Source organism: Microbacterium sp. K24 (assembly GCF_004794465.1).
Taxonomy (GTDB): Bacteria; Actinomycetota; Actinomycetes; order Actinomycetales; family Microbacteriaceae; genus Microbacterium.
Genome location: NZ_SSDJ01000114.1, coordinates 1 through 21,483, shown reverse-complemented (window position 1 = coordinate 21,483; position 21,483 = coordinate 1). Strand labels below are relative to the sequence as shown.

Below are 21,483 nucleotides of genomic sequence, written 5' to 3'. Positions count from 1 at the left end.
CTCGCCGATCGCGGCGGTCGCGGGAGGCAGGGGCGACCCGGCGAGCGGACCGGCGGTCGCGGTCCACTCCCACAGGGCCAGTGCGGCGATGACGCCGACGGCCCCGATGAGCGGCGGGAGGAAGGGAGACTTTCGCATGTCGATCATCCGGCCGTCACGACGACGCCCTCGAGATCGACCTCCGAGGGGAGCAGTCCGAGCTTGACGAGCTTCTCGTTGACGCGGTCCAGGTCGATCGGAGCCACCTCGGCGGGCCAGAACGGGAGCTTGATGTCTTCGACGGCCAACGTCGATCCGGTGTAGTCGAGCCCCGCTTGGATGGCGTCCTCCGGGTGCTCGTTGGCGTAGGCGTTGCTCTTGGCCACGGCGCGCTGGAAGGCGGCGATCGCATCGGCTTTGGCGTCGACGGTGCCCGCTCCCGCCGTCCAGAGCCCGACGGCTCCCTCCTCGAAGAACCCGACCGACGGTGCGGCGAGGAACACGGCTCCGGCGGCGTCGGCTTCGCTGGTGAAGGGACTCACGAGGCCGGCCGCGTCGACGGTGCCGCTCTTCAGCGCGGCGACGGCGGAGGTGAAGTCGAGCACGACCCAGTCGACCGAGGACGGCGCGACGCCCGCGCGGTCGAGAGCGTCGGAGATCACGGCTTCGAGCTGAGCCTTGCGCGCGGGGACCGCGATGGTGGCGCCTTCGAGGTCCTCGATCGATTCGATGCCGCTGTCGGCGGACGCGTACAGCCCGCTGTCGTCGACCGTGGCAGGATCCTCGACCTCGGAGGCTCCGGCGATGTAGCCGTCGGCCGGCGCGACGACCTTCAACGGCACCCCGCTGGAGAGGGCGTTGAGCAGCGGGATGCTCGGCGCGTAGGCGATGTCGACCTGACTGCTCTGGGCTGCGGCGAGTCCGGCCGGCGGGTTGGCGACGACCGAGGTCTCGAGCTTCAGCCCCTCCTCCTCGAAGAACCCCTGCTCCTGGCCCAGGAGCAGGGCGCCGTCGGAGACGAGCCCGATGGTCGCGACCTTCAGCGTCGTGAGCTCTGCGTCTCCTCCGTCGGAGGAGGTGTCGGCGGGAGCGGACGTGCAGGCCGTGAGTGCGAGCACGGCCCCAGCGGCCAGCACTCCCGCGGCGCGGCGCGCGATGCGGTTGACGTTCATGGATACTCCTCGATTTAGTCACCAGTTGGTGATTTTAAAGATCGTACTCTTGGCTTCGTTTTGTTGAGTTACGATCGGGTTACATTAGTCACCGGTCGGTGACTAAAACAAGCAAAACTATGATCAAGAGCAGAAGGGACGTACGCCATGCCGAAGATCGTCGACCATGACGAACGCCGCAACCACATCGCGGACGCCACCACGCAGGTGATCATCCGGGTGGGCTTCGACAAGCTCACGATGCGCGAGATCGCCACCGAGGCCGGGTACGCCCATGGTGCGATCGCCCGGTACTTCCCCCACAAGCAGAGCCTGCTCACGGCATCCTTCCTGCGTCTGTACACGCAGGCGAACGACCGCATCCACGCCGGGGTGGAAGGAGTGCGCGGCCTTGCGGCGCTCGAGCGGATGTGCCGCGAGATCCTCCCCTACAGCCCGAACGGTCCGCTCTACGCCCGCGTCGTGGTCGCGTTCTGGGACCACGCCTCGCAGGACGAGGAGGTCAGCCGGATCCACCACCAGAACAACATGCACTGGCGCGACCTCTTCCGCCGCTTCCTCACCGAGGCGCGCACCGACGGCGAGCTCGCCGACCACGTCGACATCGAGACGGCCGTCAACGAGATCGCCGCCCGGAACGCCGGGTGGCAGATGATCTCCGTGCTCATGCCCGACGCCGCGGGCGACGGACGGCTGAACGACGGTCTCCACGCTCTGCTGGAGACCTTCCGCCGTTCGCCCGCACGCCCTCCTCGCTGACCGCATCTCCACTCCCCGGATCAGCCCGCGAGCACGAATCGGGCGCCGAGCTCCCCGATCACCGCCGCGGGGGCATTGGTGTTGCCGGTCGGGATGACGGGGATGATCGAGGCGTCGATCACCCGGAGCCCCTCGACTCCGCGCACGCGCAGCTGCGGGTCGACCACGGCATCCGCGTCCGATCCCATCCGGCACGTGCCGACCTGGTGGTGGTAGGTGATGGCGGTGCGACGCACCCAGTCCTCCACGTCGGCGTCCGACACCTCCGGTCCGGGATACACCTCGATCGCGCCCCAGTCCTCGGCGAGCGCCGGGCGTGCGCCGATTCGTCGGCATTGGCGCACGGATGCCGCGAGGGAGGCGACGTCGCGGTCGTCCTCGAGCGCAGCCAGGTCGATGTTCGGCTGATCGGCGAGGCCGGGGCCCGAGAGCGTGAGCCGGCCGCGGCTGTGCGGGGTCACGAGGCCCGCCATCAGGCTGAAGCCGCTGTCGCCCCGGGGCTCCAGCTCGCCCCACATCGGCACGGAGAAATGGATCGGCTGCGTGTCGGGCTGGTCGAGGCCGTCACGGCTGCGCCAGAACAGGTGGGTCTGCGTCACCGAGACCCCGGGTCGCGGCGGGTCGATCGGTCGCCGGGTCGTGAAGATCACCGGGGAGAGGAGGTGGTCGTGCAGGTTCTTCCCGACACCGGGCACGTCCTGCACCACGGGGATGCCGAGGGCTTCGAGCTCGGCACGGGGTCCGATGCCGGAGCGCAGCAGGATCACCGGTGAGCCGATCGCGCCCGCGGAGAGGATGACCTCGTCGGCGCGCACCTCCTCGGCAGCGTCGCCCTCCCCCCACCGGACTCCGACGGCCCGGCCGGCTTCGACGACCACCGAATGGACCTGTCGGCCGGTGAGGACCGTGAGCTTCTCGGCCACGGGCTGGGCATACGCGCTCCAGGTGTTCACCCGGCGCCCGTCGCGCATCGTCACCTGCTCCTGGGACACGCCGTCGAGCACTCCGCCGTTGTAGTTCGCGTTGCGCGGCAGGCCCTCCTGCACGGCGGCGTCGATGATGGACGCCTGGATCGGAGACAGCGCGTAGTCGTCCGTCACCGGGAGCACGCGGTTCTCGATCGCCTCGAACACGGGCTCGACCGACGACCAGCCCCAGCCGGCCGCACCGGCGCGTTCCCACGCGTCGTAGTCGGATGCCGCGCCACGCACCCAGATCATCGCGTTCAGCGCGTGCGAGCCTCCGGTGACCTTGCCGCGCGGGAGGTGCAGCCGACGCCCTCCCGCGTGGTCCTGCGGCACGGTGTAGTAGTCCCAGTCATCGGCGGAGTGCCACAGCTCACCGGCTCGCGAGGGGTCGTGGATCGCGGGGTTGGTGTCGTATCCCCCGGCTTCGATGAGCGTGACGGCGACGCCGGCGTCGACCAGCCGCCGCGCGACGATGGCTCCGGATGTGCCTGCTCCGACGACGATGGCAGAGCGCACGGGTCAGCCCTTCCGGCCGGGCCCGGAGACCACCTGCGAGACGGCGACCGACTTGAGGCCCTCGACGCCGAACTCCAGCCCGTAGCCCGAGCTCTTCACTCCGCCGAACGGGACCATCGGGTGCAGTCCGCCGTGCGAGTTGATCCACACGGTGCCGGACTGCATGCGCGATGCGGCCTCGCGGGCGGCATCCGGATCGCTCGACCACACCGAGGCGCCGAGGCCGACGTCGAGCGAGTTCGCCAGTGCGAACGCTTCGTCGACGTCGGTGTAGCGGACCACCGGCAGCGCCGGACCGAACTGCTCCTCCTGCACGAGCGAGGCGTCGTTCTCGATGTCGGCGACGATGGTGGGCCTGTAGAAGAGCTCGCCGAGCTCGGGCGCGGCCTCGCCGCCGGTGACGATGCGGGCGCCGCCGCTCCGGGCATCATCGACGAGGCGGCTCACGATGTCGAACTGCGCGCGGTTCTGCAGCGGGCCGAGCACGTTGTCCTCGTCGAGGCCGTTGCCCATGGGGACGGATGCCGCGATCTCGGCGAGCGCGTCGACGACGTCGTCGTAGACCGAGTCGTGCACGTAGAGACGCTTGAGGGCGGCGCAGGTCTGGCCGGTGTTGATGAAGGCGCCCCAGAACAGGTCCTGGGCGATGGTGGCGGCATCCGTCCCCGGGAGCACGATGCCGGCGTCGTTGCCGCCGAGTTCGAGGGTGAGGCGGGCGAGGTTGCCGGCGGAGCTCTCGATGATGCGGCGTCCGGTCGCCGTCGAGCCGGTGAACATGATCTTGTCGATGTCGGGGTGGGAGGCGAGGCGGGCGCCCACCTCACGATCTCCGGAGATGCCGATGAGCACATCGGCGGGCAGCACCTCGTTCATCACGGCGAGCATCGCGAGCACGCTCAGCGGCGTGTATTCGCTGGGCTTCACGACGACGGTGTTGCCCATCCTCAGGGAGGGGCCGATCTGCCAGATGCTGATCATGAGCGGCCAGTTCCAGGGACCGATCGCGCCGACGACGCCCGCGGCCTTGTAGACGAGCTCGGCGTGCAGCGTCTCGTCGTCGACCAGCACCTGCGGCTCGAGCACGGTCGTCGCGTTGGTGCGCAGCCACGCCGAGCAGGCGCCGAGCTCGAAGCGGGCGTTCGGCCCGTTCAACGGCTTGCCCTGCTCGCGCGAGAGCAGGTGCGCGAGACCTTCGGCGTTCGCGTCGATGGCGTCGGCCGCGGCGAGCAGCAGCTCGCTGCGCTTCTCGTGGCCGAGCGCCTCCCACGCCGGCTGCGCGGCCTTGGCGCGGGCGATGGCGTCGTCGAGGGCGGCGACCGAGTCGACGGGGGCGCGGCCGATGACCTCGCGGGTCGCGGCATCCGGGATCTCCCGGCCCGCGCCCTCCGGCGCCTGGATGCGGTCGAGCAGCGCGGCGGCTGCGGATGCGGCGGAATCGGACATCGATGACTCTCCTTCGAGCGACGCCGGCGACGGGATGCCGGTCGTCTTCTCATTGTCGGATGCCGCGTCGCCCCGCACTTGTCGAGGAGTGCGTCGTCGATGTCCGAGCGGGCACGCCTGCTCCCGTCAGTCGAAGTCCTCGAAGATCAGCGTGGTGCGGGTGGAGCGGATCGAGGGGATCGCCTGGATGTCCTCCAGCACGATGCGGCGGAGGTCTCTGGCGTCGTTGGCGCGCACGAGCAGGATCACGTCGAAGTCGCCGCCGACGAGTGCCATGTGCTCGATCTCGGGGATGGCCCGGAGCCGGTCGCGCACGTCCTGCCATGTCGCCTGCTCGATCGCGAGCGTCACGTACGCGCTCGCATGGTGCCCCAGCAGCACGGGATCGGTGCGCACCGAGTAGCCGGTGATCACACCGGCATCCGTCAGCCGCTTGATGCGGGCGTGGGCGCCCGCGCGCGAGATGTGCACGGCCTCGGCGATCGCCGTCATGGAGGAGCGTGCATCGCGCCGCAGCTCGTCGAGGATCGCATGGTCGATCTCATCGAGAGTCGTCATGGGAACCCCTTCCATCGGCGCTCTGATTCTGACACTTCGTTCGCCTCAACCGCAATCGACATCGTTTCGTCCAGGATTCACCGCAGTCTCTTGGACGAGTGTCGCCCTCGCGACATGCTGGGCTCACGGAGTTCGGCAGTGAAGACGAACAGATGGAGGGCGGACGGATGCAGCACACCGACATGCTTCCGCGAGACACGGCGGTACGACTGATCGACGAGCACGGCGCTGCCGTCGCCGACGAGCAGTACGCGCTCCCCGACGCGGAGACTCTCCTGCGGGCATATCGCGGCCTCGTCGAGGGTCGACGGATCAACGATCAGGCCGGAGCCCTCGTGCGCCAGGGGCGGCTCGCCGTGTATCCGTCCTCGCACGGCCAGGAGGCGTGCCAGGTCGGTGCGTCGATGGTCCTCGGCGACTCCGACTGGCTGTTCCCCACGTACCGCGACTCGGTCGCCGTCATCGCCCGCGGCGTCGAACCCGCGGATGCGATGGTTCTGCTCAAAGGCGACTGGCACTCCGGATACGACGTGCGGGCCCACCGCGTCGCACCGCAGGCCACTCCCCTGGCGACGCAGCTGCTGCATGCCGTCGGCTTCGCGCAGGCCGCGAAGCACCGCGGCGAGGACACCGTCGTGCTCGCACTCTGCGGAGACGGCGCCACCAGCGAGGGCGACTTCCACGAGGCGATGAACTTCGCCGCCGTGTTCCACGTGCCGGTCGTGTTCTTCGTGCAGAACAACGAGTTCGCGATCTCGGTGCCGTTGTCCCGCCAGACGGCGGCCCCCTCTCTCGCGCACAAGGCGATCGGGTACGGGATGCCGGGTCAGCGGGTCGACGGCAACGACGTCGCCGCGGTGCTCGCCGTGCTCGGCGAAGCGGTGTCGCGGGCGCGGGACGGCGGCGGGCCGTCGCTCGTCGAGGCGCACACCTACCGCATGCAGGCGCACACCAACGCCGACGACGACACCCGCTATCGCGAGCGCGCCGAGGTGCAGGAATGGGTCGCTCGCGATCCCCTGCTGCGACTGCGCACCCACCTCACCGAGGCGGGCGCGCTCGATGCGGAGGTCGAGGAGCGGTTCGCCGCGGGCGCCGAGGAGATCGCGACGGCCATGCGCGCCGCCCTGAACACGGATGCCGATCTCGACCCCGAGGACCTCTTCCGCTTCGTGACCGAGACGCGGTCGCCGCAGCTCGAGGAGCAATGGCAGCTGCTGCGCGGCGAGATCGAGCGCTCGAACCTCGCCGAAGCGGGAAGCGCATCGACAGGAGGCCAGCGATGACCATCGCCCATGACGACATGCGCACCGAGACCTCGGCGCCCGAGGTGACGACCATGAGCATGGCCGCCGCCCTCAACCGCGCTCTCGCCGACGCGATCGAGTCCGATCCCGACGTGGTCGTGTTCGGCGAGGACGTCGGCGCCCTCGGCGGCGTCTTCCGCATCACCGACGGGCTCACCGCGCGCTTCGGCGAGGAGCGCTGCTTCGACACGCCCCTGGCGGAGTCCGGCATCGTGGGCACCGCAGTCGGCATGGCCATGAACGGCATGCGCCCGGTCGTCGAGCTCCAGTTCGACGCGTTCGCCCTGCCCGCCTTCGAACAGGTGGTGAGCCACGTCGCCAAGCTCGGCAACCGCACGCGCGGCGGGATGCGGATGCCGCTGGTGATCCGCATCCCGTTCGGCGGCGGCATCGGCGGCGTGGAGCATCACTGCGACTCGTCCGAGGCGTACTACGCCCACACTCCCGGCCTCACGGTCGTCAGCCCGTCGACCCCGCAGGACGCCTATTCGCTGCTGCGCGCGGCGATCGAGTCGCCGGACCCGGTCGTGTTCCTCGAACCGAAGAAGCTGTACTGGAGCAAGGGCGAGGTCGACACCTCGATCACCGCCGAGATCGGCACCGCGCGCATCGCCCGGGAGGGCACCGACGTGACCCTGCTCGCGTACGGCGCCTCGGTGCCGCTCGCGCTCGAGGCCGCCGAGGTCGCCGCCTCCGAGGGGCGCAGCGTGCAGGTCGTCGACGTGCGGTCGCTCTCGCCTTTCGACGACGTGACCGTGACCGCCGCCGTGAAGTCGACCGGCCGCGCGGTGGTCATCGCCGAGGCTCCGGGGTATGCGTCGGTCGCCTCCGAGATCCAGGCGCGGGTCTTCGAGCGGTGCTTCGAGTTCCTCGAAGCACCCGTGCGCCGAGTGACCGGGTTCGACGTGCCGTACGCGCCGCCGAAGCTCGAGCACTGGTATCAGCCCGACGTCGACCGGGTGCTCGACGCCATCGACACGCTGCACTGGGACGAGGAAGCATGAGCACGCCGACGATGGGAGCCGCGCAGGTCTTCCGCCTGCCCGATCTCGGCGAGGGACTGACCGAGGCCGGACTCGTGCAGTGGCTGGTCGCGGTCGGCGACACGATCGTCACCGATCAGCCCATCGCCGAGGTCGAGACCGCGAAGAGCGTCGTCGAGCTGCCGTCGCCGTTCGCCGGAGTCGTGACCGCGCTGCACGGCACGGCCGGCGACACGATCGACGTGGGTGCGCCGGTGCTCGAGGTCGCGGACCCCGCGGCGAGCGAGGCGGATGCCGGGTCGCCCGCCGCCGTCGAGCATGAGGCGTACCGCGAGGAGGAGCGTGCCGGATCCGGGAACGTGCTCATCGGGTACGGAACGACCGAACGCACGGCATCCGGTCGACGCCGACGGCCCGCAGCGGTGCGCGCGGACCTCGGAGAGGCCCCGGCTTCTCGGACGACGCCCGCCGGATCGTCCGAGAAGACGACGATCGTCCGAGAGACGGATGCCGTGCCACGGCGCCCGGTCGCCGTGCGCTCGCCGCTCGTGCGCCGTCTCGCCCGCGACCTCGGCCTCGACGTGCACACCATCGAGGCGACCGGACCCGACGGCGCCGTGACGCGCGCCGATGTGCTCCGCGCGGCCGTCGACAATGCCGTGGACGGTGCCGCCGCGCACCACCGCGACACGACCGCCTCGGCATCCGCGCCTTCCGGCACCGACGGATCCGTCGACGGGCTGGCCGTCCGGGCCCGCGAGCGGATGTCGCCGCTGCGGAAGGCGGTCAGTGCGAAGCTCACCCGCAGCAGGTCCGAGATCCCGGAGGCCACGGTCTGGGTCGACGTCGACGCGACCGCGCTCTGGGACCTGCGCGCGCATATGGCTCCCGAGGGCGGCAGGGCCCCGTCGGTCACCGCGCTCCTCGCCCGCTTCGTGCTGCTCGCGCTCGAGGACTATCCGGTGCTCGCCTCCCGGCTGAGCGACGACGCCGCAGAGCTGATCACCTTCGAGGGCGTGAATCTCGGAGTCGCCGCCGATACCGAGCGCGGGTTGATGGTCCCGGTGATCCCCGGCGCCCACCGCCTCACCGTGGAGCAGCTGGATGGCGCGCTGCGCGAGCTCGCGGCATCCGCACGGTCCGGGTCGATGCCACCCGAGCGCCTGCGCGGATCGACGTTCACCCTCAACAACTACGGCGGGCTCGGAGTCGACGGCTCCGCGGCGATCATCAACCACCCGGATGTCGCGATCCTCGGAATCGGACGCATCATCGAACGCCCCTGGGTCGTGGACGGCACCATCGTCGTGCGGCGCATCGCGCAGCTGTCGCTCGTCTTCGACCACCGCGTGTGCGACGGCGGGTACGCCGCCGGGTTCCTGCGTCGGGTGACCGAGCTCATCGAGCATCCGCTGCGCGCCTTCGGGAGGGTCTGACCTCGATCTGAGCCCGTCGATGCGGTACGCTCGGCAATTACTGACCGATCATTCGGTTACTAATCACCGGGTTCCTCGCGTTCCCGTCCCTCAGAATCGCAGAACAATGGAGTTCGCATGACGTCAGCAGTCTCCGACCAGCAATCGACCAGGCGGATGCCCGCCGAGGAACGACGGGTGCTCGCCAGCACCCTCGTCGGAACCTCGATCGAGTGGTACGACTTCTTCATCTACGCGCAGGCCGCGGGGCTGGTGCTCGCACCGCTCTTCCTCGCGCCGATCGCGGAGGAGAACCGCGGTCTCGCCCAGGTGCTCTCGTTCGCCACCATCGGCATCTCGTTCCTCTTCCGTCCCCTCGGCGCGATCGTCGCCGGACACCTGGGCGACAAGCTCGGACGCAAGAAGATGCTCGTCCTCACGCTCATCATGATGGGGCTGTCCACCTCGCTGATCGGCGTGCTTCCGACGTATGCCGCGATCGGCGTGGCGGCCCCGATCCTGCTCATCCTGCTCCGCATCCTGCAGGGATTCTCCGCGGGCGGCGAATGGGGCGGCGCGGCGCTGATGGCCGTCGAGCACGCACCGCGGGGGAGCCGCGGACTGTTCGGTGCCTTCCCGCAGATCGGCGTGCCGATCGGCATGATCCTCGCGACCTTCACGCTGTGGGCGCTCACGAGCTCGATGTCTCCCGAGGCGTTCCTCGAGTGGGGCTGGCGCATCCCGTTCCTGCTGTCGATCGTGCTGATCGGCGTCGGCTACGTCATCCGCCGGGCAGTCGACGAGAGCCCGATCTTCGCGGACCTCGTGCGTCGTCGCAAAGAGGCATCGGCACCGCTCAAGCGCCTGTTCCAGAAGAACACCAAGCAGGTCATCCTCACCGCCGTGATCTTCATCGCGAACAACGCCGCCGGCTACCTGCTCATCGCGTTCTTCGCGACCTACGCCGTCACCGCCCTCGGCATGGAGCGCCCTCCCGTGCTGCTCGCGACGACGCTCGCCTCGTTCGGCTGGCTCGCGTTCACCCTGTGGGGAGGCCACCTGTCCGACCGGCTCGGTCGCATCCGCACCTTCCAGATCGGCTACATCGCCCTCGCCGTGTGGGCGGTGCCGATGTGGTTCCTGATCGACACCGCCAACATCCTCTGGTACTTCGTCGCCCTGTTCGTGATGACGTTCGCGCTCGGACTGTCGTACGGACCCCAGGCGGCGCTCTACGCGGAGATGTTCCCCGCGAACGTGCGCTACTCCGGCGTCTCGATCGGGTATGCCCTCGGCGCGATCCTCGGCGGAGCGTTCGCACCGATGATCGCCGAAGCCCTGATGAACCAGTTCCAGGCGTCGTGGACCATCGGGGTCTACATCGCCGTGGCGGCCGTGATCTCGCTCATCGGCGTCTCGCTGGTGAAGGAGACGAAGGGCGTCGATCTCTCGATCTGACCGACCATCATCGACCATTCGAACGCAGTCAGGAGAACCGCATGACCGAGGCCTACCTCGTCGGAGGCACGCGCACCCCGGTCGGACGCTACGGGGGCGCACTCGCCTCCGTGCGCCCCGACGACCTCGCGTCGATCGTCGTCGCCGAGGCCGTGCGCCGCGCCGGTCTCGACCCGACGCAGGTCGAGATCGACGAGGTCATCCTGGGAGCCGCCAACCAGGCCGGCGAGGACAACCGCAACGTCGCCCGGATGGCCGTGCTGCTCGCGGGGCTGCCCGACAGCATCCCCGGCATCACGGTGAACCGGCTGTGCGCGTCGGGCATGTCGGCCGTGACGATGGCGGCACAGGCGATCCGGTCCGGCGATGCCGACATCATCGTCGCCGGAGGCGTCGAATCCATGACGCGCGCCCCCTGGGTGCAGGCCAAGCCGGAGAAGGCCTGGGCGAAGCCCGGGGAGGCGTTCGACACCTCGATCGGCTGGCGATTCCCGAACCCTCGGCTCGTCGCCCGCGACAAGGCGACCTTCACGATGCCGGAGACCGCCGAGGAGGTCGCTCGCGTCGACGGGATCAGCCGTGACGAGGCGGATGCGTTCGCCCTGCGATCGCAGCAGCGCGCCGCCGCCGCGATCGCCGCCGGACGCTTCGAGGCCGAGATCGTCGGCGTCACGGTCGGCGGCCGCTCCGGCAGCACCGAGGTGCTGGTCGATGAAGGGCCCCGGCCCGAGACGACGCTCGACGCCCTGGCGCGCCTGCGACCCGTGGTCGCCGGCGGCCAGGTCGTGACCGCCGGCAACTCCAGCGCCCTGAACGACGGGGCCTCGGCGCTCGTCGTCGCGAGCGCGGAGGCGGTCGAACGGTACGGGCTGGTGCCGAGAGCGCGCATCGTGGTGGGCACCAGCGCGGGGCTCGCCCCCGAGATCATGGGCCTCGGCCCCGTGCCCGCGACGGAGAAGGCCCTGCGCCGCTCCGGTCTCACGATCGACGACATCGGCTCGATCGAGCTCAACGAGGCGTTCGCGACGCAGTCCCTCGCCTGCATCCGTCGGCTGGGCCTCGACGAGGCGAGGGTGAACGCCGACGGCGGCGCCATCGCCCTCGGCCATCCGCTCGGCTCCTCCGGCTCGCGACTCCTCGTGACCCTGCTCGGACGCATGGAGCGCGAGGGCTCGCGCTACGGCCTGGCGACGATGTGCGTCGGCGTCGGCCAGGGTGCGGCGATGATCCTGGAGAAGGTGTGATGCCGGCGGGGCCTCTGACGAACGACTCCGGGGCCGACGCGCCCCTGCTGATCGAGCGGCAGGACGACCGCGTCGTCGCGACGCTCAACCGGCCGCACAAGCGCAACGCGATCGACCAGGCCACGATCGATGCGCTGCATCTGCTCTGCGCCGAGCTGGAGGCGATCCCCCGCACGCTCATCCTCACCGGTGCAGGGGGCATCTTCGCCGCCGGCGCCGACATCGCCGAGCTCCGCGAACGCCGAGCGGCCGACGCGCTGCGCGGCATCAACGCGAACGCGTTCGTGCGGCTCTCCGAGCTGCCGATGCCGGTCATCGCCGCGATCGACGGGTACGCCCTCGGCGGCGGCGCGGAACTCGCGTATGCCGCCGACATCCGCATCGCCACACCGTCGCTCGCGATGGGCAACCCCGAGACCGGTCTCGGCATCCTCGCCGCCGCCGGCGCGAGCTGGCGCCTGAAGGAGATCGTCGGCGACGCCCGGGCGATCGAGCTGCTGCTCACCGGTCGCACCGTGAAGGCCGAGGAGGCGCTCGACGTCGGGCTCGTCTCGGCGATCCACGAGTCCGCCGATCTGCTGCCCGCCGCGCACGCGATCGCCGACCGCATCGCGCACAACGATCCGGCCGCGATCATCGCGACCAAGCGGGTGTTCCGCGCACCCCGCGACCGCCACCCCGCCGTCGACCAGGAGGCGCAGGCCGAGCTGTTCGAGAGTCCGGAGAAGTTCCGGCGGATGACCGACTTCCTGGAGCGGAGAACCCGATGACCGAGACCACCACCCCCGCCCAGGTCGGCGTGCTCGGCGGCGGGCGCATGGGAGCCGGCATCGCGCACGCGTTCCTGCTCGCGGGCTCGCGCGTCACGGTCGTCGAGCGCGACGGCGAGGCGGCCGCGGCGGCATCCGCCCGGGTGCTCGAGTCGGTCGACGCCTCGATCAGCCGGGGCACGGCGACGGAATCCGCCGACGCCTACCGCTCGCGATTCGAGACCGGCGTCGATGCGGCCCTGTTCGCCCCCTGCGGGCTGGTGGTCGAAGCCGTCCCCGAGGAGCTCGGCCTCAAGATCGACGCCTTGACCCGGGTGGAAGCGCAGATCGCGCCGGATGCCGTGCTGGCCTCGAACACCTCGTCGATCTCAATCGATGAGCTCGCGGCCGTGCTGGAGCATCCCGCCCGCTTCCTCGGCATGCACTTCTTCAACCCGGTGCCTGCCTCCACCCTCGTCGAGATCGTGCGGGGCGCGGCATCCGGCTCCGGGCTCGTCGACGCCGCGCGCGGCTGGGTGCAGGCGCTCGGCAAGACCCCGATCGTCGTGGCGGACGCCCCCGGCTTCGCCTCCTCGCGCCTCGGTCTGGCGCTCGGCCTCGAGGCGATCCGCATGCTCGAGGACGGCGTCGCGTCTGCGGAAGACATCGACGCGGCCATGACCTTGGGCTACAAGCATCCGGTCGGGCCGCTCCGGCTCACCGACATCGTCGGACTCGACGTGCGGCTCGGCATCGCCGAGTATCTCGCCGCGAATCTCGGCGAGCGCTTCGCACCGCCCGCGCTGCTGCGCCGCCTCGTCGCCGAGGGACACCTCGGCCGCAAGAGCGGACGCGGCTTCTACGAATGGGACGCCTCATGAAGGGAACAGACATGACCGAGATCCTCCCCAGCTACCTCCAGGGGGCCTGGTGGACGCCTGATCCGGGTGCGGATGCCGCCGAGGTGCGCGACGCCTCGACGGGAGAGGTCGTCGCCCGTGTCTCGACCGCCGGCATCGACCTCGGTGGCGCCCTCGCCTATGCGCGGAGCGCGGGACAGGCGTCGCTCGGCGAGCTGACCTTCCACCAGCGCGCCGTGCGCCTCAAGCAGCTCGCCCTCGCCCTCACCGAGCGCAAGGCGGAGCTCTATGAGATCTCGAGCCGCACCGGCGCCACGGCCCAGGACTCGTGGGTCGACATCGACGGCGGCATCGGCGTGCTCTTCGCCTACTCGAGCAAGGGCCGGCGCGAGCTGCCGAACGCCAAGGTGTACGTCGACGGGGCAGTCGAGAACCTGTCCAAGGACGGCTCGTTCCTCGGCCGCCACATCTACACCCGGCTTCCCGGAGTCGCAGTGCAGATCAACGCCTTCAACTTCCCGGTCTGGGGTTCGCTCGAGAAGTTCGCGCCCGCGTTCCTCGCCGGGGTGCCGACCGTCGTGAAACCCGCGACCCCCACCGGCTACCTCGCCGAGGCGATGGTCCGCGTGATGGTCGAGTCCGGCCTCCTCCCCGAGGGCTCGCTGCAGCTCGTCTCCGGCAGCGTGCCCGGCCTCTTCGACGAGCTGCGCCTCGGCGATCTCGTCGCGTTCACCGGCTCGGCATCGACGGCGGAGCGCCTGCGGGCGCACGACTCCGTGCAGACCGGAGGCGTGCGCTTCACCAGCGAGACCGACTCCATCAACGCCTCGATCCTCGGGACGGATGCCGTCAGCGGCACCCCCGAGTTCGACGCCTACGTCAAGCAGCTCGTCGCGGAGATGACGACCAAGGCCGGGCAGAAGTGCACGGCCATCCGCCGCGCGATCGTGCCGGATGCCGTCGTCGACGACGTGATCGGCGCCGTGCGCGCCCGGCTGTCGCAGCGTGTGGTCCTCGGCGACCCGCGCGTGGAGGGCGTCACGATGGGGCCGCTGGCCTCGATCGAGCAGCGCGACGAGGTGCTGCGGCAGGTCGCGCGCCTGCAGGCCGGAGGCGGCGAGCTCGTGATCGGCTCGACCGACGCTCCCGACGTGCGACACGGCGACGGCAGCGACGGCCCCGCGCCCGACGGCGCGTTCGTGGCGCCGATGCTGCTGCGCTTCCCCGATCCCGAGAGTCCTGCCGTCAACGAGGTCGAGGCGTTCGGGCCGGTGGCGAGCATCATCGGCTACGGCTCCCTCGACCAGGCGAGTGCGCTGGTCGCCCGCGGAGGCGGATCGCTGGTGACCAGCGTCGCCACGCACGATCCCGAGGTCGCCGTCGCCCTCGCCACGGGCATGGCCGCCTTCAACGGACGTCTGCTCTTCCTCGATCGCGACGACGCCCGCAGCTCGACCGGCCACGGCTCACCGCTGCCGAACCTCGTGCACGGCGGTCCCGGCCGTGCGGGTGGCGGCGAGGAGCTCGGCGGCATCCGCGCGGTGCTGCACCACATGCAGCGCACGGCCGTGCAGGGCTCCCCCGAGATGATGACGGCCCTCACGGGCGTCTGGCATCAGGGTTCGATCGCGCGTCCGTACCAGGAGAGCGGCGCGGTGCACCCGTTCCGCAAGTCGCTGGCCGAACTGCACATCGGCGATCAGGTCGCCAGCGGTTCCCGCACCGTCACACTCGACGACATCGAGACGTTCGCGGCGTTCACCGGCGACACGTTCTACGCGCACATGGATGAGACATCGGCCGCCGCGAACCCGTTCTTCCCCGGACGCGTCGCGCACGGGTACCTGCTGGTCTCCTGGGCCGCCGGTCTCTTCGTCGACCCGGCGCCCGGTCCGGTCCTGGCGAACTCGGGCCTCGAGAACCTGCGCTTCCTGACGCCGGTCTCCCCCGGCGACGAGATCCGCGTCGAGCTGACGGCGAAACAGATCACCCCGCGCGAGACCGACGAATACGGCGAGGTGCGGTGGGATGCCGTGCTCAAGAACCAGAACGACGACATCGTCGCGACCTACGACGTCCTCACCCTCGTCGCGAAGGAGCAGGCGGCGGCCTAGACGCGATCGCGCGGTGTCGGCGTCCGGTCAGACAGCCGTGACGTCGGCGCCGGGATCGTCGCGTCGGCGCAGACCGTCGAGGGCGATGGCGACGACGTCGTCGGCGAGCCGGTCGGCGCCCTCGCGTCCGCCCGGTCGATACCACTCGACGATCGAGTTGATCATGCCGAACGCGAGGCGCGCCACGACGGCGGCGTCGATGTCGGCACGCAGCGCCCCTTCGGCCTGCGCCTCGGAGACGAGCGCGGTGATCCGGCGGTCGAAGTCTCGACGGCGGATCAGGGCGCGACGCTCGACCTCGGTGTTCCCCCGCACGCGGAGCAGCAGGGTCACCGCGGGCAGCTGATCGACGAGCACGTGGACGGCGCCGCGAAGGACGTGCTCCAGCCGATCGGCCGCACTCCCCCGGCCGGTCTCGCCGGACACGGGCAGCGGATCCTCGACCACGGCCTCGAGACCGCTCAGCGCCGCATCGAGGGCGAGGTCGAGCATCTCGTCCTTCGAGGCGAAGTGGTGGTAGATCGCCGACTTCGACAGCCCGAGGCGCTCGGCCAACATGCCGATCGACGTGGCGTCGTATCCGTGCTCGTTGAAGGCCGCGACGGCGACGGCGAGGATGCCCTGCTGGTCGTAACCGGGGCGACCTCGTCGCGTGCTCTGCATCTCGGACATCACTCCACAGTCTGGCAGGATCAGCGCAGGTCGTAGACCCGCTTGTACTTGCCCTCGCTCCGCGGCAGGGCACCCGGTTCCTCCAGCTGCACGGCGACCGTCGAGCCGACATGCACCTTGATCCGCTTCGCCAGCACCTCGGCGGCGCTCTGGCAGGTCTCGACGGACAGCTCGGGGTGCCGCTCGATCCGCACGGTCAGGGAGTCCATCCGCCCGTCCCTCGACAGCTCGAGGATGAAGTGCGGGGTCAGCTGCTCGATGCCGAGCACGAGCTCCTCGATCTGGGTCGGGAACAGGTTCACCCCGCGCAGGATGATCATGTCGTCGTTGCGACCGGTGATCTTCTCCATCCGCCGCATGCCCGGGCGCGCGGTCCCCGGCAGCAGGCGGGTGAGGTCGCGCGTGCGGTACCGGATGACCGGGAACGCCTCCTTGGTGAGCGACGTGAACACGAGTTCGCCGAGGTCGCCGTCGGGCAGGGCGGCGAGGGTCTCGCCGTCGATGACCTCCGGCAGGAAGTGGTCCTCCCAGACGTGCGGACCATCCTTGGTCTCGAGGCACTCGTTGCCGACCCCCGGCCCCATGACCTCGCTGAGGCCGTAGATGTCGAGCGCGTCGATGTCGAGGCGCTGCTCGAGCTCGTGCCGCATCTCGTTCGTCCACGGCTCGGCGCCGAGCACCGCGACCTTCAGTGATGTGGAGCGCGGGTCGATGCCCTGTGCGACCATCGCGTCGGCGATCGTGAGCAGGTAGCTGGGCGTGCAGAGGATCGCGTCGGGTTCGAAGTCGCAGATGAGCTGCACCTGCCGCGCGGTCTGGCCGCCTGACATCGGGATGACGGTGGCTCCGAGCGCCTCGATGCCCGCATGGGCGCCGAGACCGCCGGTGAACAGGCCATACCCGTAGGCGTTGTGCACCTTCATGCCTGCGCGGATGCCGCTGGCCCGCAGCGACCGTGCGACGAGCGAGCCCCACCGGTCGAGGTCGCCCTTGGTGTAGCCGACGACGGTCGGCCGCCCGGTCGTGCCGCTGGAGGCATGGATGCGCGCGACGTCGGCCATCGGCACCGCGAACATGCCGAACGGATAGGTCTCGCGCAGGTCGGCCTTGGTGGTGAACGGGAGCCTCTCCACGTCGGCAAGGGTGCGGATGTCATCGGGATGCACTCCGGCGTCGTCGAACTTGCGCGTGTAGAGCGGCACGTTCGCGTAGGCGTGGCGCACGGTCTGCTGCAGTCGCTCCAGCTGCAGCTGCTCGATCTCCGCCCGGGTCATCCGCTCTTCCGGGTCGAGTTCGGAGGGAGCGGGAGGGCGGACGCGCGAAGGCGTTGCGGTCGTCATCGACACGGGAGTCTCCATCATCGTCACGGTGCGATCAGAACGTCTGGCTGGTGGTGCGGGAGCGGCCGCGGAACTCGGCGACGGGCTCGCCCTGTTCGTCGGTCACGGTCACGTCGTAGATGCCGGAGCGACCGGAGCGGGAACGCCGCAGCGCGGTGGCCCTCAGCGTCTGGCCGGAGACGGTCGGCTTGAGGAACGAGATGTCGGCGCCGGCGGCGACGGTGACGCGGTCGTCTTCGTTGCAGGCGATGGCGAAGGCCGTGTCGGCGAGGGCGAACACGAAGCCGCCGTGCGTGATGTGGAAGCCGTTGGTCATGTCGTCGCGCACGAGCATCGACACCACCGCATGGCCGGGATCGTCGCGCTCGACGACGAGACCCATCGAGGCCGCGGCGCGATCGCGCTCCATCATGGCGCGGTTGGGGCGCACGGCATCCGGCGCCTGCGTCGTCGCTTCTGTCATCGTCGACCTCCTCGTCGCGGGGATGCCGCCGCAGCGGCATCCGACCCGCCCATACTAACTGAACGATCGGTTAGTAAAGAAGTCCTGTCGCCGAATCGGTGGTGAGGGGCTCGGACCCCGCGCCCCTCACCACCTCGAGTCAGAGGGAATCAGTCGCTCGGAGCGAAGACGAACGGGCGGCCGAGCGTGGCGTCCTCAGCGGTGATGCCGATGATCGTCGCACCGGCTTCCGAGACCTCGCGATCCGTGTGGAAGAGCAGAACCCGCCCGTCCCTCGTCGAGACCTCGTACTGGTAGAGCCCCGCCGACACGATGCGCACGGCGGTTCCCTGCGGGAAGGCGGTGATTGCGCTCGTCACCGGGTCGCCCACACCGACGCCGCCCGCGCGCGGAAGGACCGACCCATCGACCGGGTCCAGGCCGTAGGTGCCGATGCGTCCCGCAAGGATGCTCAGGACGGCGGTGCCGTCCTCCTGCGGCATGACTTCGAGCTGGGCGCTCCCGTCCGGGCTGTTCAGCTTCCACGCGCCGATCCCGTCCTCGGGTTTCACGACCTCGGCACCGGGAACCGCGGCGCCGACCGTCTCGATCTCCTCGCCGAGCTGCAGCGGGCCGACGGCGTCGAACCCGATCTCCCAGCCGCTCCAGGGAGCGCCCGCATCGGCTTCGGGCGTCTCACGGTCGACCGGAGGATTCGCGGTCAGCTCGTCGACGAGCTTCTTCGCGGCCTGCTGGGCTCCATCGCCGAGCAGCTGCGCCGCCGCCGCCGTGTCGATCGTCGAGTCGCCCGCGAACGGGTGCCAGAACTCGACGAGCACATTGCCGACCGATGCCACGCCGTAGTAGTAGCGGTAGACCTGCTCCCCGCCGTAGTCGAGCACGAGGGCACCGGCGATCGCACGAATACCGTCTCCCTTATCGATGCCCGTGCTCACGTACGACGAGGGCGCTCCGTCCAGCGTGAACTCCGTGCACTCCGCGGCGGCATTCGCGTAGTCATCCATGCGGTTCTGCGCCTGGGTCTCGTCAGCGAACTGGAGGACCTTGAACGATCCCTGTCGCGTGTCGCCAGCGGAGCTGGACCACGTGATCGTGCGTGCGCCGATCGACCCCAGCGAGGCCTCGGTGAGGAACATGACGCAGATCTCAGGAGCAAGCTCCGCGCCGAATCCGTCGGAGATCTGGATCAGCGACGCCGAGGGCTCGGAGATATCGGCCGCTCCGGGAATGGTGGCCGCGATCTCGACGGCCGTGGGCAGGAACCAGTCCAGCTCGTCGCCGATGAACGTCAGCGGCCCGGCGTACGGCTCGGGCGCAGGAGTCTCCGGTGCCGTCGTCGCTGTCGGACTCGGCTCCGGTTCCGGCGCGCACGCTGACAGCGCGACAAGAGAGCCGACGGCGAAGACGCCGATGATGGTCGTGGTGTAGGAACGCGAACGTGGTCGTGCCATGGTGCCCTCCGGTGATGAAATGCGTCGTCGAACGACGCCCCCTGAGGCGATCGTAGGGTTTTCGCGGACGGCGCCGGAGAGCGGGGTACATGTCGAGATCAGAATGATACGAGTCGCATGCCGTGAGCTGCATACGTCCCCCGGCGTGCTTCGTGATTCAGTGGCTCGATACGCCCTCGAGGACCGCTCTCGCCGCAGCCCGCGCCTCGTCGACCGTTCCCGCCGTCAGGATCGCGGTCGCCGCGCGTCGGCAGGTCGCCTCGTCGACGTCCGCGAGCGCAGCCGCGACCCGGCCGAGAGAGCGCGACGTCATCGACAGCGACGTGACGCCGAGCCCGACGAGCACCGGCGCGAGGGTCGGGTCGCCCCCGGCCTCGCCGCAGACACCCACCGGCTTCCCCGCCGCACGACCGGCCTCGCCGACGGCCCCGATCAGACGCAGCACCGCCGGCTGCCACGGATCGTTCAGGTCGCCGAGCTCACTGACCAGCCGGTCCGCCGCCAGCGTGTACTGGGCGAGGTCGTTCGTGCCGAGGCTGACGAAGTCGACGACCTCGAACAACTCCGCGGCGAGGAGTGCGGCCGACGGCGTCTCGATCATGATCCCGACACGCTCGAGGCCGGCGGCACGGCAACGTTCCGCGAAGTCGCGCGCTTCCTCGACGGTCGACACCATCGGCGCCATGACCTCCACCTGCGCCTGCTCCGCTCTCGCTGCGAGCGCGAGTGCCCGCAGCTGGTCGTCGAGAAGCTGCGGCGACCGGCGGGCGATGCGGAGTCCGCGCACACCGAGCGCGGGGTTGTCCTCGTGATCGGCGTTCGCGAACGGCAGCGGCTTGTCACTGCCGGCGTCGAGCGTGCGGACGACGACCTTCCGTCCGGGGAACGCGGCGAGCACGCCGCAGTAGGCCGCGACCTGCTCGTCGATGCTCGGAGCATCCGCCCTGTCGAGGAAGCAGAACTCGGTGCGGAAGAGCCCGACCCCCTCGGCGCGCGCGGTGGCAGCCGTCGCCGCATCAGCCGCCCCGCCGACATTCGCCAACAGGGGCACCCGGTGACCGTCCGCGAGCGATCCGGTGCCGTCGAACGGGACCACGATCGCCGCGGCCCTCGCCGCGACCACGCGCTCCTCCGGCGGATCGACCTCGACCGTGCCATGGTCGCCGTCGACGAGGAGCATCGCACCGTCGGCCACTCCCGTCACGCCGGTGACGCCCACGACCGCGGGCAGACCGAGCGATCGCGCGATGATCGCGGTGTGCGACGTCGGCCCGCCCTGTTCGGTCACGATACCCACGCACCGACCGCTCTCCAGCGACGCCGTATCGGCGGGGGCGAGATCCGCCGCGACGAGAACGAACGGCTCGTCGCGCTCGGGCACGCCGGGCATGTCGACCTCGAGGATCTCGGCGATGATCCGGTCGCGCACGTCGCGGATGTCGGCGACGCGCTCGGCCATGCGTCCGCCGAGCGCCGCGAGACCCTTCTCGTGGACGGCGGCGGCCTCCCACACTGCTCGGGCGGCGCTGCGTCCCTTCGCCTGCACGAGAGCCGTGGCATCGGCGACGAGCTCCGGGTCGGAGGCGAGCAGGCGCGACGCATCGAGGATCGCTCTCGCCTCGCCCGTGGCCTGTGCGGTGCGGGAACGCAGCTGATCCGCCACGGCCACCGCCGCCCACTCGATGGCGGAGACCTCGTCGAGGCGGTCCGCGGGAGCGATGACCGCAGCCGCATCCGGCTCCGGGAGCGGCGGTGCGAGATGCACGACCGGTGCGGCGACCTTTCCGGCACTCACGCCGCGCCCGCGGAGCACGGCTCCGGAGCCGACGGCGACGGGTGCGGGAGCGGGCGACTCCTCGACAGGTGCGGGCGCGGGCGCGGACTGCGGCACCGCGGCATCCGTCCCCTCGCCGAATCCGTCGTCGAACAGCGCGGCGACCCGGTCCAGCGCGCCCTCGGCGTCGGCGCCGTGCGCGGAGAGCTCCAGCTCGTCGCCGTGGCGCGCGCCGAGGATCAGCAGGCGGGAGAGGCT

Annotated in this window: 18 protein-coding genes; 9 read left to right on the top strand and 9 right to left on the bottom strand. The window is 70.4% G+C overall.

Annotation, left to right across the window (positions count from 1 at the left end):
- Nucleotides 1-143: 143 nt before the first annotated feature.
- Nucleotides 144-1,151: an ABC transporter substrate-binding protein gene (locus DW306_RS11220; protein WP_136055679.1), complete on the bottom strand. Its 1,008-nt coding sequence runs from the start codon at nucleotides 1,149-1,151 to the stop codon at nucleotides 144-146.
- A 147-nt stretch (nucleotides 1,152-1,298) separates the two neighbouring features.
- Here DW306_RS11220 and DW306_RS11215 point away from each other — a divergent pair, with 147 nt between their 5' ends.
- Nucleotides 1,299-1,910, top strand: a complete 612-nt coding sequence (locus DW306_RS11215; RefSeq protein WP_136055678.1) for a TetR/AcrR family transcriptional regulator — start codon at nucleotides 1,299-1,301, stop codon at nucleotides 1,908-1,910.
- Between the two features lie 20 nt (nucleotides 1,911-1,930).
- Here DW306_RS11215 and DW306_RS11210 read toward each other — a convergent pair whose 3' ends face one another.
- The 3 genes from DW306_RS11210 to DW306_RS11200 all read right to left on the bottom strand — a co-directional run bounded on the left by DW306_RS11210 (nucleotide 1,931) and on the right by DW306_RS11200 (nucleotide 5,395).
- Nucleotides 1,931-3,394: an FAD-dependent oxidoreductase gene (locus tag DW306_RS11210; RefSeq protein WP_136055677.1), complete on the bottom strand. Its 1,464-nt coding sequence runs from the start codon at nucleotides 3,392-3,394 to the stop codon at nucleotides 1,931-1,933.
- 3 nt (nucleotides 3,395-3,397) lie between these two features.
- Nucleotides 3,398-4,837, bottom strand: coding sequence for an aldehyde dehydrogenase family protein (locus DW306_RS11205; protein ID WP_240747160.1), 1,440 nt, complete (start codon nucleotides 4,835-4,837; stop codon nucleotides 3,398-3,400).
- Between the two features lie 126 nt (nucleotides 4,838-4,963).
- A complete protein-coding gene (locus DW306_RS11200) occupies nucleotides 4,964-5,395 on the bottom strand; it encodes an Lrp/AsnC family transcriptional regulator (RefSeq protein WP_136055676.1) in 432 nt (143 codons plus the stop codon).
- Between the two features lie 167 nt (nucleotides 5,396-5,562).
- Between DW306_RS11200 and DW306_RS11195 the strand changes: the two genes are divergently transcribed.
- The 8 genes from DW306_RS11195 (at nucleotide 5,563) to paaZ (ending at nucleotide 15,525) form a co-directional block, all read left to right on the top strand.
- Nucleotides 5,563-6,681: a thiamine pyrophosphate-dependent enzyme gene (locus DW306_RS11195; protein WP_205814149.1), complete on the top strand. Its 1,119-nt coding sequence runs from the start codon at nucleotides 5,563-5,565 to the stop codon at nucleotides 6,679-6,681.
- Nucleotides 6,678-7,706: an alpha-ketoacid dehydrogenase subunit beta gene (locus DW306_RS11190; protein WP_205814148.1), complete on the top strand. Its 1,029-nt coding sequence runs from the start codon at nucleotides 6,678-6,680 to the stop codon at nucleotides 7,704-7,706. The genes DW306_RS11195 and DW306_RS11190 overlap by 4 nt, the downstream gene beginning before the upstream one ends.
- Complete coding sequence (locus tag DW306_RS11185; protein ID WP_136055674.1) at nucleotides 7,703-9,121, top strand: dihydrolipoamide acetyltransferase family protein; 1,419 nt, start codon at nucleotides 7,703-7,705, stop codon at nucleotides 9,119-9,121. The genes DW306_RS11190 and DW306_RS11185 overlap by 4 nt, the downstream gene beginning before the upstream one ends.
- Before the next feature lie 117 nt (nucleotides 9,122-9,238).
- A complete protein-coding gene (locus DW306_RS11180) occupies nucleotides 9,239-10,558 on the top strand; it encodes an MFS transporter (RefSeq protein WP_136055673.1) in 1,320 nt (439 codons plus the stop codon).
- 41 nt (nucleotides 10,559-10,599) lie between these two features.
- A complete protein-coding gene (locus DW306_RS11175) occupies nucleotides 10,600-11,802 on the top strand; it encodes an acetyl-CoA C-acyltransferase (protein WP_136055672.1) in 1,203 nt (400 codons plus the stop codon).
- Nucleotides 11,802-12,572, top strand: coding sequence for an enoyl-CoA hydratase/isomerase family protein (locus tag DW306_RS11170; protein ID WP_136055671.1), 771 nt, complete (start codon nucleotides 11,802-11,804; stop codon nucleotides 12,570-12,572). The genes DW306_RS11175 and DW306_RS11170 overlap by 1 nt, the downstream gene beginning before the upstream one ends.
- A complete protein-coding gene (locus tag DW306_RS11165) occupies nucleotides 12,569-13,432 on the top strand; it encodes a 3-hydroxyacyl-CoA dehydrogenase family protein (protein WP_136055670.1) in 864 nt (287 codons plus the stop codon). The genes DW306_RS11170 and DW306_RS11165 overlap by 4 nt, the downstream gene beginning before the upstream one ends.
- An 11-nt stretch (nucleotides 13,433-13,443) precedes the next feature.
- Entirely contained in the window at nucleotides 13,444-15,525 is a 2,082-nt protein-coding gene (gene paaZ / locus DW306_RS11160; protein WP_136055669.1) for a phenylacetic acid degradation bifunctional protein PaaZ, read from the top strand.
- Between the two features lie 27 nt (nucleotides 15,526-15,552).
- On the opposite strand, the gene DW306_RS11155 is transcribed toward paaZ, so the two are convergent.
- The 5 genes from DW306_RS11155 to ptsP all read right to left on the bottom strand — a co-directional run.
- Nucleotides 15,553-16,197, bottom strand: coding sequence for a TetR/AcrR family transcriptional regulator (locus tag DW306_RS11155; RefSeq protein WP_136055668.1), 645 nt, complete (start codon nucleotides 16,195-16,197; stop codon nucleotides 15,553-15,555).
- Nucleotides 16,198-16,217: 20 nt separating this feature from the next.
- A complete protein-coding gene (gene paaK / locus DW306_RS11150; RefSeq protein WP_136055667.1) occupies nucleotides 16,218-17,537 on the bottom strand; it encodes a phenylacetate--CoA ligase PaaK in 1,320 nt (439 codons plus the stop codon).
- A gap of 34 nt (nucleotides 17,538-17,571) precedes the next feature.
- Nucleotides 17,572-18,000 (bottom strand): hydroxyphenylacetyl-CoA thioesterase PaaI, encoded by a 429-nt coding sequence (paaI, locus tag DW306_RS11145; protein ID WP_136055666.1) that lies wholly within the window; start codon nucleotides 17,998-18,000, stop codon nucleotides 17,572-17,574.
- Nucleotides 18,001-18,149: 149 nt separating this feature from the next.
- A complete protein-coding gene (locus tag DW306_RS11140; protein WP_136055665.1) occupies nucleotides 18,150-19,451 on the bottom strand; it encodes a sensor domain-containing protein in 1,302 nt (433 codons plus the stop codon).
- Nucleotides 19,452-19,608: 157 nt separating this feature from the next.
- Nucleotides 19,609-21,483, bottom strand: a 1,875-nt coding sequence (ptsP, locus tag DW306_RS11135) for a phosphoenolpyruvate--protein phosphotransferase (RefSeq protein ID WP_136055664.1), incomplete at its 5' end; no start/stop codon positions are given.

Coding starts and splice junctions, on each gene's coding strand:
- DW306_RS11180 (WP_136055673.1), top strand. CDS start 9,239: ATGACGTCAGCAGTCTCCGACCAGCAATCGACCAGGCGGATGCCCGCC.
- paaK (WP_136055667.1), bottom strand. CDS start 17,537: ATGACGACCGCAACGCCTTCGCGCGTCCGCCCTCCCGCTCCCTCCGAA.
- DW306_RS11170 (WP_136055671.1), top strand. CDS start 11,802: ATGCCGGCGGGGCCTCTGACGAACGACTCCGGGGCCGACGCGCCCCTG.
- DW306_RS11165 (WP_136055670.1), top strand. CDS start 12,569: ATGACCGAGACCACCACCCCCGCCCAGGTCGGCGTGCTCGGCGGCGGG.
- DW306_RS11195 (WP_205814149.1), top strand. CDS start 5,563: ATGCAGCACACCGACATGCTTCCGCGAGACACGGCGGTACGACTGATC.
- DW306_RS11200 (WP_136055676.1), bottom strand. CDS start 5,395: ATGACGACTCTCGATGAGATCGACCATGCGATCCTCGACGAGCTGCGG.
- DW306_RS11155 (WP_136055668.1), bottom strand. CDS start 16,197: ATGTCCGAGATGCAGAGCACGCGACGAGGTCGCCCCGGTTACGACCAG.
- DW306_RS11205 (WP_240747160.1), bottom strand. CDS start 4,837: ATGTCCGATTCCGCCGCATCCGCAGCCGCCGCGCTGCTCGACCGCATC.
- DW306_RS11175 (WP_136055672.1), top strand. CDS start 10,600: ATGACCGAGGCCTACCTCGTCGGAGGCACGCGCACCCCGGTCGGACGC.
- DW306_RS11215 (WP_136055678.1), top strand. CDS start 1,299: ATGCCGAAGATCGTCGACCATGACGAACGCCGCAACCACATCGCGGAC.
- DW306_RS11185 (WP_136055674.1), top strand. CDS start 7,703: ATGAGCACGCCGACGATGGGAGCCGCGCAGGTCTTCCGCCTGCCCGAT.
- paaZ (WP_136055669.1), top strand. CDS start 13,444: ATGACCGAGATCCTCCCCAGCTACCTCCAGGGGGCCTGGTGGACGCCT.
- DW306_RS11220 (WP_136055679.1), bottom strand. CDS start 1,151: ATGAACGTCAACCGCATCGCGCGCCGCGCCGCGGGAGTGCTGGCCGCT.
- paaI (WP_136055666.1), bottom strand. CDS start 18,000: ATGACAGAAGCGACGACGCAGGCGCCGGATGCCGTGCGCCCCAACCGC.
- DW306_RS11140 (WP_136055665.1), bottom strand. CDS start 19,451: ATGGCACGACCACGTTCGCGTTCCTACACCACGACCATCATCGGCGTC.
- DW306_RS11190 (WP_205814148.1), top strand. CDS start 6,678: ATGACCATCGCCCATGACGACATGCGCACCGAGACCTCGGCGCCCGAG.